Genomic DNA, 15,510 nt, shown 5'->3' on the forward strand with positions numbered 1-15,510 from the left:
AAAACTTGGTTTTTTTGATTGTATTGTTAATTATTTGATTGCTAACCTTAAAGTAACATCTAACAACAGGGAGGTGGCTAATTATATTCTGGTTGTTTTCGCCAGAATGCCAACATTTGTATAGGCAGTATTTATACAAATATTAAGGGTGAATCAGTGTACCTTAAAAAAATGCATTCTTTATTATTGTTTTTAATATTTATTTTGATTTCTGCCATGCTGCCGATAGCAACAGGCAGTGCGACGACTAGCTCAATAAGCAAACCAACCATTCCCAGAGACCGACACATCACGTTTACTCAAGTAGGCAATGAGGTCTTGATCGATTGGCTTCCAGCAAGCGGCGCGACCGAGTACCGATTAATCGCTGCGCGTCAGTTATCAGGTCAACAGCCATCAACCCTCATTGACCAGACCCAAGTTGATGAATTTTATACTTTAACCCAATCACATTTAACAGATGGCATTAGCTTACTACTGCTTCAGGCTTGCAATGACGTTGGTTGTACTACTTACCAGCGATTTGGTGGCTTGTTCCAGAGTGCTCTGGATTTTTATTGTAGCAATATGCCGAGCGTTACTCCGGATAGTAAATTAACTAACTGTGCCGCCGCTGAAGGAATATATCCAAATGCTGCAGGTGATCAAACACAGAATATTCGTAATGCATTAGCGAGATTAGCACCGCAAAATAGAGCGCTTTATTTTCCTGCGGGTCGTTACAGGGTTGACAGTAATATTGAATTACAGCAAGGCTATAATTTGATTGGTGATAGTAATGGTCTGAGTATTTTAGATGGAAGCCATGCTTCGACTACCGTTGTGATTGGCAATTCCAATTACTACCACAAGATCAACGATAGCGAAATTAGAAATCTAGCGCTTGAAAATATTCGGATACATTTTTATGGAAGAAAAAATAATATAGATATTAGCGGTAATATATTTTTCAATACCAAAAGCAGCGGTTATCAAGTATTTGTCGCCCATAATCAATTTGAAATTAGCTCCAATATATTTCTTAGAGGACGCGAGTTCCCTGGTACTGTTTTTGCTAGTTACCGTGCCAATAGACTAAATATTCATGATAATTACCTGGGTGATTTGAGTAGTGCCCATGTGGGGCAAGCCAATGAAATGCTTGGGAACCATGCGAAACTCAGGTTGGCCAGAGCAGAAAATTTAACAAATCGAGACGGTAGTTTGTTAGTAGACTTTCAAAGTAGCTACAGCCGCGGTTGGTATACGTCCTATAGTCGAAGCCTGAATTTTCATAATAACTACACCAATAGCAGTGCTGGTAGATATCTATATAACCCACAAAACCAACAGCTTGATATTGGACGAAGTGAAGCATTTTCACATCGCCAGTATGATGAACTCATCGTCACAGAGAATTATTTCTCAGGCTGGCCTGCCCAATTAATTGCCGGATTACGTTTCCGTAATGCCAGCAAAATATATTTTGCAGCAAATCATGTTGATAATATGAGGCTATTGACCCGAGTTTATCCTTCAAGTAACTATTTTGGTCTTGGTGAAAGCTATTTTATTAACAATTATTTTAAAAATAGCCAAATAGAGTTTTGGCAAAGCTTTGTTGATAGTGCTACTCAAACGCCATCCATTCCATTATTTCTGGTTCATGACAACTGCTTTGACCATACAGAAAGCGTTAATGGTGCTTATGCAACCTGGCGTAGTATTAATAATCGACAGAATTTTAAAATATCTGAAAATAATGCCTGCCTACCTCATCAACCGTTACCCTATGGCTATTTTAGTGAAATATCAAACACAGAAGCTGATCAGTTAATTCCTTCAGATTTTCAACATCTCCTCAACTTGAATGTCCCATTGCGAGACTAGGCTTGTTATGAAAATTTTAGTTATGAAAAAAATATATGCGTTATTGTTAGTTTTTATTTTTTCTATTTCATCTGTGTTGGCTGCTGACTTAAATAAGAGCCATGGTCGATTTTTCAGACTGTCTATTGATAATAGCGATGGGTTTAAAATTAACTTTTTGTCAAACAAGCAGGTGGACTTTGGTTATATTCACTTGTGGAATAAGCAAGAAAAAGGCCTATTTCGAATGGTCTATAACAATGAAATTAAAATAAAATTTTCTGAAATATCTGAATTTCAAAATAATGCATCAATAGTGGTTTGCGTTGAATACAGTTGTGAAATGGAAAGTAGTGATCGTTTCTTTCAGAAATTAGCCAATATGTTATGCAAAACCATGCCGCTATTCAGCACTCAAGGCAACAAGGTATTTTGTGCACCCCAAAAAGGTATTTTTCCGGGTAGCGATAATATTGCGGCTAAAGTTCAACGGCTATTGGATGCTGCGCCTAAAACTCGTCAGGCGCTTTATTTTCCTCCAGGCCGATACAAGTTTGAACAAAGTATTCGTTTGAGTGATGGCCATAGTTTAATTGGCAATGAAAATATGCTGACTATTTTTGATGCCAGCGATTCTTACACGACACTTTCGCTAGGTAATCAATATTATGACAACATCATTAATAATACTGAATATCGAAATATCGTTTTTGAAAACATGAGTTTAGATCTTCTTGGCGGTACCAGTAATATTAAAATTGCTGGAAATATTTTCGTCAATACAAAAAAAACTCAACCCCAGCTACATATTGGTCATGGAAAATTTGAAGTAACCAATAATGTTTTCTTGCGTAGTGATACTAACCCTGGGGTAAATGCGCATAGCTATAAAAATAGTTATTTGCGCCTACGTAATAATTATTCTGGCGATTTATACGGCAGCCGTGAAGCGGATTATCTTGGACATAAAACGATTGGCCGACTTAACCAGTTAAATGCGTTCTAATCGGTAGCAATAGTAAGGGAAGTGTTTATCTTGAACAGATTGTTGATATTGGCCTCGTTATCACAGGAGTAGACTAGGTATAATCTTTACAGATTACTCTTATCGATTATTAGGTCTAGACCTTGAACAAGCTATGTTTGCTGCCTGACTTTGTAGGAAAGCGCCTGCTTAAAATTAGCCTTAGAGCACTCCACCTAGTTGGCTTAGCCGGTTTTGCTGGCGGTATTATGCTGGGCGTATTACCGAGTGAATTGAAGCTGTGGTGGCATTTGCTGTTGGTATCAGGCATTGGCCTAATCATTCTAGATGTGCTTTCCAACCTGATTTGGCTAATTCAACTGCGGGGCATTTTGATTGTTGCCAAGCTGATGGTTTTGGGCGGAGTTTGGTGGTGGCCTGATTATGCGCCGACGATTGTAATCATTTTGATATTATTGTCAGCAGTAGTAGCTCACGCGCCGAGTGGTTTGAGGTATTGGTCAGTGGTTCATCGTAAAAAAATGAAAACGATAGGTGATATCAAAGGTTAAAGCTGAAATTTAGTGGCTTGGGGAGCAATTAACAATATATCCTCAAGCCATAAAAAAACCAGTAGCGCAAATTAACGTTACTACTGGTTCAAGGGGGGGAACAACTTTCGATATGAAGAAAACAATCAGTTTGATTGCAAGTAGAGGTCTTTGCGAGCGCATTTCTTCAACCGGAAGGTTCGAGTACATCATGATCAAAATTTAATAGTTTGGGAATTTTTAATTTTCTATGATAGTGATTGAATAATGCTATCTTTGTTTTTCTAAATTAAGGCGTTGATATATAGATTACTTAATAGTTATTAAAATTATAAATATAACATTCTAACTCGTTATAGAATGCCCAACAACAACGATAACAGGGAGAGCTACGCTGCTGCCGGGCACTGTTAAATACAAATTAAAACTTTCTATTGTATTGAATGCCAAATAACCAAGCTTTGGACTGAAACTTTCCACGAGTCGTATGGTTATTATTGTTATAAGCAGGTATTGCTCCTACTCCGGGCATATTGGCAAGCATTTGCCCAAGATCAACACCATTCACTTCGATCCCAGCTAAAGATTCACTAATGCTCAATGAAGGCGTTGGTTGGTTTTGCCCGGCATAGCTACTGGAATTAACTTCAGCATCTTTAAAGCTGATGTAGCTAAAGCCCAAATCAATACTTTCATTTTTTCCTAGCAAATAATTACCGCCAAAAGAAAACACTTGGCGGTCCGTACCAGGCAGGTTAGTCGTCCGATGCTCATTAACTACCGGCGTTTGGTCAAATGCATAACCGGCTCTGAAAGTAAGCGCATTACTGAATTGGTAGCTACTGCCCAATGATAAACGCCAAGCATTTTTTAAATAAAGTGGATTAACAGTGTTTTGCAGAGGGCTGTCGTAATCAACCACAATCTGTTGCATTGATGACCATTCGGTCCAAGTTAAATCAGTGGTGACAGATAACTTAGGGCTAAGGCGTGCAAAGCCATTCAAACTGGCGGTTGCCGGTGTGGTAACGGTAAAATCTGCATCACTATCAACATATAAAATATCATTTAATAATTGATATAAAGAATCGCCATATAAATTTTTTGGTAATGTACTAGTTAACTCTTTAGGTAATATCGATATCAACGCATCGATAGGTAAATGTTGAGCACTTCTTGCATTGTCACTAACTGTCCAGTCAGATTCACCTTTTACGTCATGAACAATTTTTGAACGATAAGCCAAGCCAAACCGATAATCATTAGCCGGTTGCCAAGTAACGCCCAGATTATATCCAAAAGCTAAATCATTACCGGTGACATCAATTTCTCCATCATTTTCTGGCTTATTTTCTGCCAATAAGCCGTCAAGAGAATCATGGAAACTACCGGTAATTGCATCAATTGCATTGCTAACTTTCTGGTAGGCAGTACTCGCACCATCACTATTACGGCACCCTTCCATAGCAAAATCGCTGGTGAAAGAATCATTCACCGTTAGGCTGCTACAGCCGTAACCTGCAGCAATACCACTTGCGCTAATTGCTTTTATGTCTCGGCCAATGCTGCTGGCTAAATAATCAACGCCAGCAAGGTGATCAATGGCATGTCGGTCTTTTACTGATAAATACTGAGCACTTACACCAAAGCCCACCGACCACTTCTGATTAAATTTCCAAGCGATAGAAGGGTTGAAATTAAGCGCCAGAACCTGAGATTCAATACCGTCGTAACGGCCAATCCAATCATCTTTAAACTTTCCCTGAATGGCATAAGGAAGGTCTAATGCAAACCCCAGATAAAGTTGTTCAGACAGTTGATGCGCTAAATATATTTGCGGAATAGGCGATAGTTTCACCGGGTCACCGGCGCTTCCACCTTGAATTTCGGTTGCACCTGAGCCGTCATTGCCATAACCCACAATGGTGGTCGACTTTCCTTCGCTAGTGCCATTACTAAAGCTGACGGAAGCGTCTGCCATTAGCATTGCGCCAGCTATCTGAGTTCTGGAAAAACGAGTTAAAAGTGCTGGGTTGGTAAATTGCGCAGAAGGGTCATCTGCGGCTATCGCGTTGGAATTAGCGCTAGAAAGTGCTGAGACACTAGTACTTGGCGTTGCCAAAGCAGCGGCATGAGCTTGAATAGTATAAAAGCTGCTGTAACAGCTAATTACGGCCAGTCCGAACACGGACTGCATGGTAGATTTCTGCATCGATTAATCCCTTGTAATACTTATACCCAAACCACCTCAAATTTCAGAAGGCTGATATTTTGAAGTAGTTTGGGTATATCCGTCTGGGGATAACTTATTGAACCATTCGATCTTGAGCTGCTTTACTTTGCTGCTGACCAGTCGGTCAGCTCGGTTGTAACCGATTATAACCAGTTATCGGCGATAATCTAGATTAATGTGGTTAAACCCAGCTGTGTGTAACTTCTGTGCAGATTTTCCATCAAAGCAATTTTCAATCTAAAAGCAGCCGAGGCGGCTTAGTTTGACCAGACTGGTAAACCCGATCAGGAATGTCGCTGCGACAGCTGATATAATCGGCACAGATTTTTTTGCTTCGGGACCTTTCACTTTGTTGAGTTATCGCCACAGTTACCACGCTGGCAATCATGCAGATTTGATCAAGCACTTGGTGCAAACCCTGTTGATTGAAAAACTTAAGACTAAAGACAAGCCATTTATTTATATTGATACCCACAGCGGCGGCGGTTTGTATGACCTGGCAAGTGAGCAGGCCAACAAAACCGGCGAATATCATGATGGCATTGCCAAGCTGGTTAATCGTGGGTTTAGTAAATCTATGCCCTTGCCTTTTGCTGAGTTAGTGCGTGAGTTAAATGCTGACCAGAAAAAACTGCGTTTTTATCCAGGTTCGCCATTAATTGCGCAAAAGTTATTACGGCCGCAAGATAAACTGCTGTTGATGGAACTGCACAGCAAGGAAGTCGAAGTTTTACAAAAGAACTTACAAGGCGACCGACGCACCCGAGTGTTAAACCAAGATGGTTTTGCCTCACTCATCGGCGCATTACCGCCTAAACCTGCTCGCGGAATGGTATTGATAGATCCTTCATATGAACTGAAGGAAGACTATTACCATTTAGTCGAAACGATCACCGATTCGGTTAAACGCTGGCCTACTGGCACTTTTGCCATCTGGTATCCCATTTTAGGTAAGCAGCGAGATCGCAGCGGCTGGTTATTAAGAAAGCTAGAAAAAATATGCCAGAGCAATTTATTAGTTGCTGAATTAACCGTTGACGAACAGCAACCAGAGTTTGGGATGCATGGTTCAGGCATGGCGATTATTAATGCGCCTTACCAGTTAGATCAGAATATCGAAAAACATCTAGAGTTGATTCATCCAAAGATTGCTAAAAATGTCGATGGTAAAAAACTAGGTGGCTGGAAAATACAATGGATAAAGGAATCCAATTAATGGCTGATAAAAAAGAACTCAACTGGATTGCAGAATCCGATCTAATGATTGAAATGCCAGATGGTAAAAGAAGCGACATTCTAATTGCGCTTTCTGAGCCTGTTGAAGAAAATGGCGGTCAAGAATTTCATTGCCAATTGAAGTTAGAAGGTTTGAAAAATGAGCCTTATGACATTTATGGTCTGGATTCTATTCAAACAATCGGTCTAGCTATGGCGCTATTACGCCGCGAGTTGGATAACTGCGTTTCCCAGGAAATGAATTTTTATCTACAAGATTATCCTGATCAACCAGTCGATATTCTTCAAATGTTTTTTGCGGTACAGCCGCACCAACAGCAGCAATAGAAACATGCTTTTCTAGTGCACTGTTTCACTCAAGCCACTTCATTTGGTGGCTTGGGGTGTTTGATATTTGCCATCATTCCCTTTCTGATTTATACCGATTCCGCCGCAATCCCCAATGCTTATGGCAACCTATGTGGGCTGGCAATTAATTCTAACAGAAAATTTATCCATATTTATTGGTTTTGGACACAGCACCTGTGTTTTAATTGCAATCAAATTATTAAATAAAAGTAACCATTCAGCACAATTTAATATAAAAATCGCTTGACAGGTTTTTTTGATATTTTCCCGAATTTAAGCACCTCTTTCAGAATACCACTTAAACGCCGCATTAAACTGCTATTAACACACCTGATTATCAATGTTTTTTGCTCAGAATAGCGCATCAGCATTCCGCTTCTAAAAAGTCGCCACAGTAAGTCTCAGAGACAAAAAAATCACCCTGAAAACCTGTGCGATAATAACCGCATGAACTCAATCGAAATTAATAAAACCATCGCTGAAACCGAGCGATTGTTAGCCAAAAGCAAAAGCTTACCGCCCGAACTGGTGGCGATGGTTCGTATGCTGATGCTCGTCGTTAAGGTATTGCTTGATAGCAAAGGGCTAAACAGCAAAAACTCCAGCATTCCGCCATCGGCAGATCCTAATCGAGAAAAGAAATCGCGCGCCAAAAGCAATAAAAACCCAGGCGGGCAGACTGGACATAAAGGCAGTAATTAATCACAGGTGAAAGACCCAGATGAAGTGATGGATATTAAGATTGATCGTAGCCAATTGCCGAAAGGAAGATACCGTGTTGTTGGCAGTGAAAGCCGCCAAGTAGTTGATGTTCATATTACCCGATATGTCACCGAATATCGGGCGCAGATTAGACAAGACGAGCAGGGTAACCAGTTTGTTGCTGAGTTTCCGCAAGGGGTCACTCGGCCAATACAATATGGCAATGAGTTTAAAGCCAACGCGGTTTATATGTCGAGCTACCAGCTGATTCCTTATGAACGGACTCAAAAGCACTTCGCTGAGATATTGGATGCGCCAATCAGCACCGGTAGCCTTGCCAATTTTAATCAGGAAGCTTTTCATCGACTGAAGCCATTTGCTCAGTTAGTACCGGCTATTTTGCGTGCTGGAGATTTGATTCATGCCGATGAAACCGGCGTCAATATCAATGGTAAACGAAAGTGGCTACATGTCGCGAGCAATGACCGCTGGACGTGGATTGAAGCGCATGAATCAAGAGGTATCGAGGCAATGGAAGCGATCGACATCTTGCCTAAATTTACCGGTTTATTGGTACACGATCACTGGAAAAGCTACTACCGATTTTTGCTGTGCTTGCATGTATTGCGTACCGCCCATCATGTACGTGAATTGGCGCGAGCCCATGAGCAAGATGGCTAGCACTGGGCCAAGGCAATGGAAGATCTGCTTTATGAAATGAATACAGCCGTCAATGAGGCGGGGGGTGAGTTGGATGAAAAGCAGTGTCAAAAATGGGTGAAGCGATATCGAAAAATATTAAAAGCAGGTGATCGGGAATGCCCGGCACCTGAGCCAAAAAAAGCGGATAAAAAAGGTCAATTAAAACGAGGGAAATTAGCACGAAGTAAATCGAGAAATTTATTAGAACGGCTGCGGGATTTTGAAGCAGACGTGCTGCGGTTTATGAGTAATACCCGAGCACCGTTTACCAATAATCAGGGTGAACGGGACTTCCGTATGAGCAAGGTTCAGCAGAAGATATCAGGCTGCTTCCGCTCATGGGATGGCGTGAAAGCGTATTGCAGAATCCGGAGCTATATATCGACCTGCCAAAAACATGGGGTCGGTGTTGGGGAGGCTTTGTCGTTATTATTTGCGGGTAAATGGCCGGACTTTATTCAGGAGAAATTGGATCGGTTGGTGTGACATGCTGAATGGTTACAAATAAAAAAACATGGTGCAAAATACATTAAGATAGATGTTTTCACAATCAATTTTAATTATTAGACATTCAACATTTTATTTCCAAAGAAAGTGATTTAGTTTGCTACTGCTTTAACTATACCCGAAAGCAAATTGAAGATGATTATATCAATAATAAACGCTCAACTATTCTCGAAACGATTGTACTAAAAATGAAATCAATCGGATGCAATTGTGCTGAGAAAAACCCTTCTAGCCACTGATGTTTAACTAATATCTGCCAGTTGGCAGATCAAATTGCTTCAAAAAAACAATCTGTAACGTGAGCTCAAATTAAAACCTACTTGTGCTGCAAAATCGACCAAGCAGGAGCCGTTCTTGAAGGTTTACGCCCTCACCGTCACAAAAAGCCCTTCCCTTAACGTTATGCCATTTGTTGAGCGCGCTAGCTTGACGCATCTTTCAGAATTAAGCGCACTACTGTTTTCCACAAGGCTGAAAACGATCAGCTGTTTCTTTTTAAGGTTCGCAATAATTCTCGCCATTGCTGATAATATGCTTGTGCTTAGCCACAGCAACGGTCAGAGCGCACATTCAAATATGCACAGCAGGGAGTTTGGCGATTGAATTCCACCAGGTTAATCGATAACCACCTACCTTTTGAAACACCAGAAGGCGTTGTATTGCAGTTGGAAGTTGCCGGACTGGTTGCCCGGTCGTTGGCTTTCACCATCGATTTAGCGGTTCGCTTAGGCTTAATGGTTGCTTTAAGCCTGCTGCTGTCGCAATTTGGCGGCTTAGGCCAAGGTATTATGTTGCTTGCCTGGTTTGTTTTGGAATGGTTCTACCCGGTGCTTTTTGAACTGTTAAATCATGGCGCGACACCCGGCAAAAAAGCCATGGGCCTGAGAGTGGTGATGGGCAATGGCGCGACGATTTCTGCTTCCGCTTCTTTAGTGCGAAACCTATTAAGAACTGCTGACTTCCTGCCTTTCTTATGGCTCTCAGGCATTGTTTGTATGTTGCTAAGAACAGACTCTCGACGATTAGGTGATCTGGTCGCCGATACATTGGTCATTTATAAGCCTGCCGCTGAAAAAGCTCCTGAGCTGCCAAAGCGCCGCCCACTTATGCCGAAAAAACCTTTAAATGTTGAAGAACAGCGCGCATTAGTCGCCTTTGCTGAGCGAAGCCATTTATTAAGCCAAGAGCGGTGCCAAGAGTTGGCTGCGATTGTTGCGCCGGATGATATGCCACCGCCGCAGCGTGTTGAATATTTACAACAATTGGCTGCTGGCTTAACGGGTTATCAGGTGACTCGGTTATGAGCAGTGTTGTGGATAAAATCGCACCCGATATAAATAGCCTTGATGTGATTTCACCTCGGTATCAGGAACTTCTGTTTTGATTAAACAACGGGATTTTGAAAAGCAGCATCAGGCTGAATGGCAATCATTGGAACAATGCCTTGCCGTTAAAGGTAAGCGTTCGGGTCATAGCCATCAACATGCAGGGTTCCCTGACTTATACCGATGTGTCTGTCAGCAATACGCACTAGCCAAAGAGCGTAATTACAGTCGTAGCTTGGTCAATCGTTTGCACCGTATGGTTGAGTTGGGCCATCAACAATTATATGAAAGCCGGCCGCGAATGCGCTGGCAACTATTGCAGTTTATTGGCCGAGATTTTGCGGTAGCACTGTGGGATGAGCGCCGGTTAATTGCAGTTTCAGCCATTTTATTTATGGGCAGTTTGTTACTGACCATGCTGGCTTGCCGATATTATCCAGATTTGATCTTTAGTATTCTGCCGCCGCAACAGGTGGCTGAATTTCAGCAAATGTACGACAGCAATGGCTCAGGATCGCTGGGTAAATTGCGAGATGCCGATACCGACTTAATGATGTTTGGTTATTACGTTTGGAACAATGTTGGCATTGCTTTTAAAACCTTTGCTAGTGGTTTCTTTTTAGGTATTGGCTCGATTTTTATTCTGCTAACTAATGGTTTGTCAATTGGTGCAGTTGCCGGTTTTTTATGGCAAAGCGGCCAGGGTGAAGTTTTCTTTTCATTTGTGAGCGGTCATTCTTCGTGGGAATTGGGGGCGATTATGATCTGCGGCGCAGCAGGTCTGCGACTGGGGCTAGCCATTGTTCTGCCCGGTAGAATGAGCCGAGTTCAGTCATTGCAGCATCATTCTCAATCGTTATCCCGCTTGGTATTTGGTTCAGCATTGTTATTGGTAATTGCCGCTTTAATTGAAGCTTTTTGGTCGTCACAAAGAGGCTGGCCCTTTGAATTTCGAATGGTGATTGGTGCGCTAGGTTGGCTTTTCTTGGCCTGGTATATGCTGATTCATGGTAGAAAACACAGCACGAAATTGAGCATTAGCAAAGTCAGTCAGGTGAATATTCCTCTTTCAAAAATGCCGCCAGATGACATGTCTGGCAGTAATTCTGGTAAGCGCAGCGAAACTAACAAAAACAGCGAGCAGCATTATGCGGGTTGAAGATTTATTGCTGCAGGTTCGTCCACGGCGTGGCTATGAAAGTCTTGATTTAGGTTTTGTATTGGCTCGTCGCTGGTATTTACCGTTGTGGATAAGTTGGTTAGCGGTACAAATTCCTATTTTTGCATTAGCGATGTGGATAGGTTGGGATGAACCTGCCTTAGCAACTTTGATTATCTGGTGGCTAAAACCCTTGGGTGAAATTGGCCAACTGGAAATTTTATCTCGTAGTATTTTTGGTGCTCAACCGACGGTGATTGGGCTATTAAAGCAATTGCCTAAGTTGATTTGGAAATATGGTTTGGTTGCGCTGACGATACGGCGTTTTAGCTTTCGCAGAAGTTTTTTTGCACCGGTACAGCAGTTAGAGCAATTAAAAGGATCTGCTGCTAGAAACCGCCGAAGCTTGCTTGGTGCAGGTAAAGACTTACCTGCCGGTTGGCTAACGATTGTTTTCATGCATCTGGAAATTATCCTTAGCTTCGCACTACTGATGCAGTTAATTGCGCTGATTCCTGGTTATCAGATGATGCGCTTTTTAGATGATTTCTCTGCAGTGCTTCAAGAGAGCTGGATGCTTAGTCAGTTGAATAATGTTTTGTGGTGGCTGGTGATTGGTTTGTTATCACCCTTTTATTCTGCTGCAGGTTTTTCGCTTTATTTAAACCGGCGAACCAAATTAGAAGCGTGGGATATCGAACTGTCTTTTAGAAAACTTCAGCAGCGAGTCGGTAATATTTTGGCAAGCTTGTTAGTTGTTGCGGTGGTTTGTTTGCCTTTATTGGTTTCTCAGCCGGTAATGGCGCAATCAAATACTGAAAAATTAAACGCAATACAAGATACTCAAATCGTTATGCCGGAAATTACCTTTGCTGGCGAGCAAGTGCTGTCTGAATCTGCGGTTATTTCACAGCAATTAATTGAAATTAAAAATCAGCCACCATTTGTTAATAATCAAACAGTTGAAACCTTGCAATGGAAACAACCAGCAAATAATCAAGATGCTTCTTGGTGGCAGCAGTTTCTAGATGCATTGCTTCGATGGTTAGCCAGTGGCGATGAAACCGCACCGATTGATAGCGATTTGAGCGTTCCAGATTGGTTGCAGAGTTTATCTTGGTTTGCACGATTGGTGGTTTGGTTAGGTGTAGGTGCAATTCTCGGTTGGTTAGTTTATCGATTATTAAGGTTGAACCAATTTTTAGCGCCGATGGCTAAAACGCGTATCGATGTACCGCAAGCCAAACAAGGGCATAGCGAGTATATGTTAGACCAGCGTTTGCCTGAAAATGTACCCAAAGCAGTAATGCAACTTTGGAACGCTGATCAAAAGCGGGAAGCGATGAGCCTGTTATATCGCGGTGCGTTGTTTCGGCTGCAACAATTAGGTGCGCCGCTGTCACCGTCAATGACCGAAATGGAATGTTTATCTCATATCCAACAGTTTTGTAATCCTAAGCAAAACCAATTATTGAAAGAGATTACTAACTGTTGGATGGGGCTGGCTTATGCACACCAATTGCCAGGCGAGCAACAATTAACTGCTTTATGCCAGCGGTGGCAGGATGATTTTGGTAGTGCCTCAATTCACGATGGCAGAAGTTATAAACAGCCAAGCTCGACTGCCGATAAAGTAGGTGGTGCTAATGAATAATTCATTCAATAGTTCCGCGAATGCCTCCCCTGCTGGCAATCAAAAATTTACAGGCAGTGTTTTATTACTGTTAGCCGTTGTTCTGTTGGCTGTGGTTGGCTTCTTGTTGAGTCAGCTGTTGGAATACACTAAGCAAATTGAAGATGAAGGGCCTAGCTGGCAAGTCAGCGCTAATCCTTTTCTGGCAGCAGAAAACTGGCTCACGCAGCAAAATATAAAAGTAACGCATTTATATGACCAGGCTGAATTAAACCTTACCCAAGCAGATATTGTGATTAGCCAAGGCCGATTTGATGAATCATTTTCGATTGAATCTGATGCAGACAAACTAGTGCGATGGCTTACAGAAGGCGGCCAGCTAATTATGCAACCGGCTGGAGAGGTTGAATTACCTGGTGGATTATCCAGCCTCAATGCCATTCGAGCGCGTTCAGAAAGCATAATTTCAGAAGAAATTATGCTGGAGCTGGAAGGTGAAATACCTTTATCAGTTAATTTTAATAGTGAATGGTATTTAACCGACCCTGAAGATCAGGCCAGTGTAAAAGTGGTCGCCGCGGATGGTTATTGGTTGTTAGGCTACCGCGTTGGTGAAGGTTGGTTGTGGCTGGTTTCAGATTTAACGCCATTTACCTCAGAATATATTGACCAAAAAGATCATGGTTTACTGTTATGGGTTTTATTAGGGCGACCTGACGAAAATACTCAATTACAGGTTTTATTAAATCCTGAATATCCGAATATTTTGCAATTAATCTGGCAGTATTGGAAATATCCATTACTTTCTCTGTTAATGATATTAGCTGCATGGATTGTCGGTGGATTACAGCGGTTTGGCCCGGTAATTCCTAAACCAGATAATGCTCGGCGTGAACTCTCAGAACATCTTGAGGCGAGCGGAATTTATCTATGGCGTCATGGCGCAGCAGATAAGCTTTTACAATCAGTACGATTAAGGCTGCAGCGTAAATTTGCCAGCCGTTGGCCAGCTTGGCGGCAGTGGTCAAGAAAACAGCAAACATTAAGGTTGGTCGAATTAACCGGCGAACCTGAGCAACACATTAGTGATTGGCTTTATGGTCAAATGCCGAAAGAAGGTTATTTGGAAGGCCAGTTAATTGAACAATTACGCGGGCTTTGGAAGCTCGGTAGATCATTAGGAATGCAGCAGAATAGCATTGCTGGATCAGATGGAGAAAATAAATGACAAGTAACAACACTGAATCCGGCTCTGATCTGGATTTAAATTTAAATGATCTTGAAAAAACCAACGATGCATCAAATTCAGATGATTCTTTGTCGTCAAAAATTGAGTATGCGCGCCAGCAATTGGATCAATTAAAAAAAAATATCAGCAAGGCATTAATTGGTCAGTATTCAGTGGTTGAGCAAACATTAGTTGCATTATTATGCGGTGGCCACGTGCTATTAGAAGGCGTTCCTGGCTTGGGTAAAACCTTGTTAGTGCAGGCGGTCGCAAAAAGTTTATCGGTAGATTTTAGTCGCATTCAATTTACACCTGATTTAATGCCCGCCGATGTTACCGGCCATGCATTATTCGATATGAAAAATCAGGAGTTCACTACTCGAAAAGGGCCAGTATTTACCAACCTATTATTAGCCGATGAAATTAATCGGGCACCGGCAAAAACCCAGGCAGCTTTGTTAGAAGTAATGCAAGAACGCCAAGTCACTATAGAAGGTGAAAGCTTTTTATTAGACGCACCATTTATGGTGCTGGCGACGCAAAATCCACTAGAGCAAGAAGGCACTTATCCACTGCCTGAAGCGCAGCTTGACCGTTTTATGTTTAATGTGATGATTGATTATCCGACCGAAGAAGAAGAGCTAAATATTGTCGAAGCTGCTGGGTCTGTTGAGCAAGGGTTAAATAGCCCGATATTGCCGTGTATGGATCGCGAAACCTTGTCTGATTTACAAGCATTATTGAATGAAATTGTGATTGATCATCAAGTGGTTTCTTACGCGGTAGAGCTGGTTCGAGCTACCCGTGATTTCAGTGGTATTCGACAGGGCGCAGGGCCGAGAGCGAGTATTTCTTTAGTCCGTGCTGCTAGGGCATTGGCGCTGGTACGTGGTCGGGCATATGTGACACCTGAAGAAATTAAACAGATGGTTTTGCCGGTATTGCGGCATAGAATTTTCTTATCTGCCGAAGCTGAGCTGGAAGGTCTGGATAGTGATCGACTGCTGGTTCGGCTGTTAGAGCAAGTTCCTGCACCTCGCCTGTAGTGAATCAATAGAATTAATATTTGCATGG

At 42.0% G+C, this 15,510-nt stretch carries 11 protein-coding genes and 1 pseudogene; 11 read left to right on the forward strand and 1 reads right to left on the reverse strand.

Annotation, left to right across the window (positions count from 1 at the left end; all coding sequences use genetic code 11):
- Positions 1–156 precede the first annotated feature (156 nt).
- The 3 genes from DC094_RS13180 to DC094_RS13190 all read left to right on the forward strand — a co-directional run bounded on the left by DC094_RS13180 (position 157) and on the right by DC094_RS13190 (position 3,384).
- Positions 157–1,869 (forward strand): glycosyl hydrolase family 28-related protein, encoded by a 1,713-nt coding sequence (locus DC094_RS13180; RefSeq protein ID WP_133245549.1) that lies wholly within the window; start codon positions 157–159, stop codon positions 1,867–1,869.
- Positions 1,870–1,891: 22 nt separating this feature from the next.
- Complete coding sequence (locus DC094_RS13185) at positions 1,892–2,854, forward strand: glycosyl hydrolase family 28-related protein (RefSeq protein WP_158527322.1); 963 nt, start codon at positions 1,892–1,894, stop codon at positions 2,852–2,854.
- A 122-nt stretch (positions 2,855–2,976) separates the two neighbouring features.
- Positions 2,977–3,384, forward strand: a complete 408-nt coding sequence (locus DC094_RS13190) for a hypothetical protein (protein WP_133245550.1) — start codon at positions 2,977–2,979, stop codon at positions 3,382–3,384.
- 400 nt (positions 3,385–3,784) lie between these two features.
- On the opposite strand, the gene DC094_RS13195 is transcribed toward DC094_RS13190, so the two are convergent.
- Positions 3,785–5,575 carry an OmpP1/FadL family transporter gene (locus DC094_RS13195; protein WP_116687581.1) on the reverse strand — a complete coding sequence of 597 codons (1,791 nt, stop codon included), beginning with the start codon at positions 5,573–5,575 and terminating at the stop codon, positions 3,785–3,787.
- Between the two features lie 283 nt (positions 5,576–5,858).
- On the opposite strand from DC094_RS13195, the gene DC094_RS13200 reads away from it, so the two are divergent.
- The 8 genes and pseudogenes from DC094_RS13200 to DC094_RS13245 all read left to right on the forward strand — a co-directional run bounded on the left by DC094_RS13200 (position 5,859) and on the right by DC094_RS13245 (position 15,482).
- Positions 5,859–6,812, forward strand: coding sequence for a 23S rRNA (adenine(2030)-N(6))-methyltransferase RlmJ (locus DC094_RS13200; protein ID WP_206605656.1), 954 nt, complete (start codon positions 5,859–5,861; stop codon positions 6,810–6,812).
- Positions 6,791–7,159, forward strand: coding sequence for a DUF6968 family protein (locus tag DC094_RS13205; protein ID WP_116687582.1), 369 nt, complete (start codon positions 6,791–6,793; stop codon positions 7,157–7,159). The genes DC094_RS13200 and DC094_RS13205 overlap by 22 nt, the downstream gene beginning before the upstream one ends.
- 468 nt (positions 7,160–7,627) lie before the next feature.
- Positions 7,628–9,070: pseudogene (tnpC, locus tag DC094_RS13210) on the forward strand (IS66 family transposase).
- Between the two features lie 620 nt (positions 9,071–9,690).
- Entirely contained in the window at positions 9,691–10,395 is a 705-nt protein-coding gene (locus tag DC094_RS13225; protein WP_206605657.1) for an RDD family protein, read from the forward strand.
- Positions 10,396–10,471: 76 nt separating this feature from the next.
- A complete protein-coding gene (locus DC094_RS13230) occupies positions 10,472–11,575 on the forward strand; it encodes a stage II sporulation protein M (RefSeq protein ID WP_116687584.1) in 1,104 nt (367 codons plus the stop codon).
- A complete protein-coding gene (locus DC094_RS13235) occupies positions 11,565–13,229 on the forward strand; it encodes a DUF4129 domain-containing protein (RefSeq protein ID WP_116687585.1) in 1,665 nt (554 codons plus the stop codon). Before DC094_RS13230 ends, DC094_RS13235 begins: the two co-directional genes overlap by 11 nt.
- Positions 13,222–14,436, forward strand: coding sequence for a DUF4350 domain-containing protein (locus DC094_RS13240; protein WP_116687586.1), 1,215 nt, complete (start codon positions 13,222–13,224; stop codon positions 14,434–14,436). The genes DC094_RS13235 and DC094_RS13240 overlap by 8 nt, the downstream gene beginning before the upstream one ends.
- The gene (locus DC094_RS13245) at positions 14,433–15,482 is read left to right on the forward strand and encodes an AAA family ATPase (protein WP_116687587.1); all 1,050 of its coding nucleotides are present in this window, start codon (positions 14,433–14,435) and stop codon (positions 15,480–15,482) included. The genes DC094_RS13240 and DC094_RS13245 overlap by 4 nt, the downstream gene beginning before the upstream one ends.
- The last annotated feature ends 28 nt before the right edge of the window (positions 15,483–15,510 follow it).

The sequence above is a fragment of the Pelagibaculum spongiae genome (assembly GCF_003097315.1).
GTDB lineage: Bacteria > Pseudomonadota > Gammaproteobacteria > Enterobacterales > Pelagibaculaceae > Pelagibaculum > Pelagibaculum spongiae.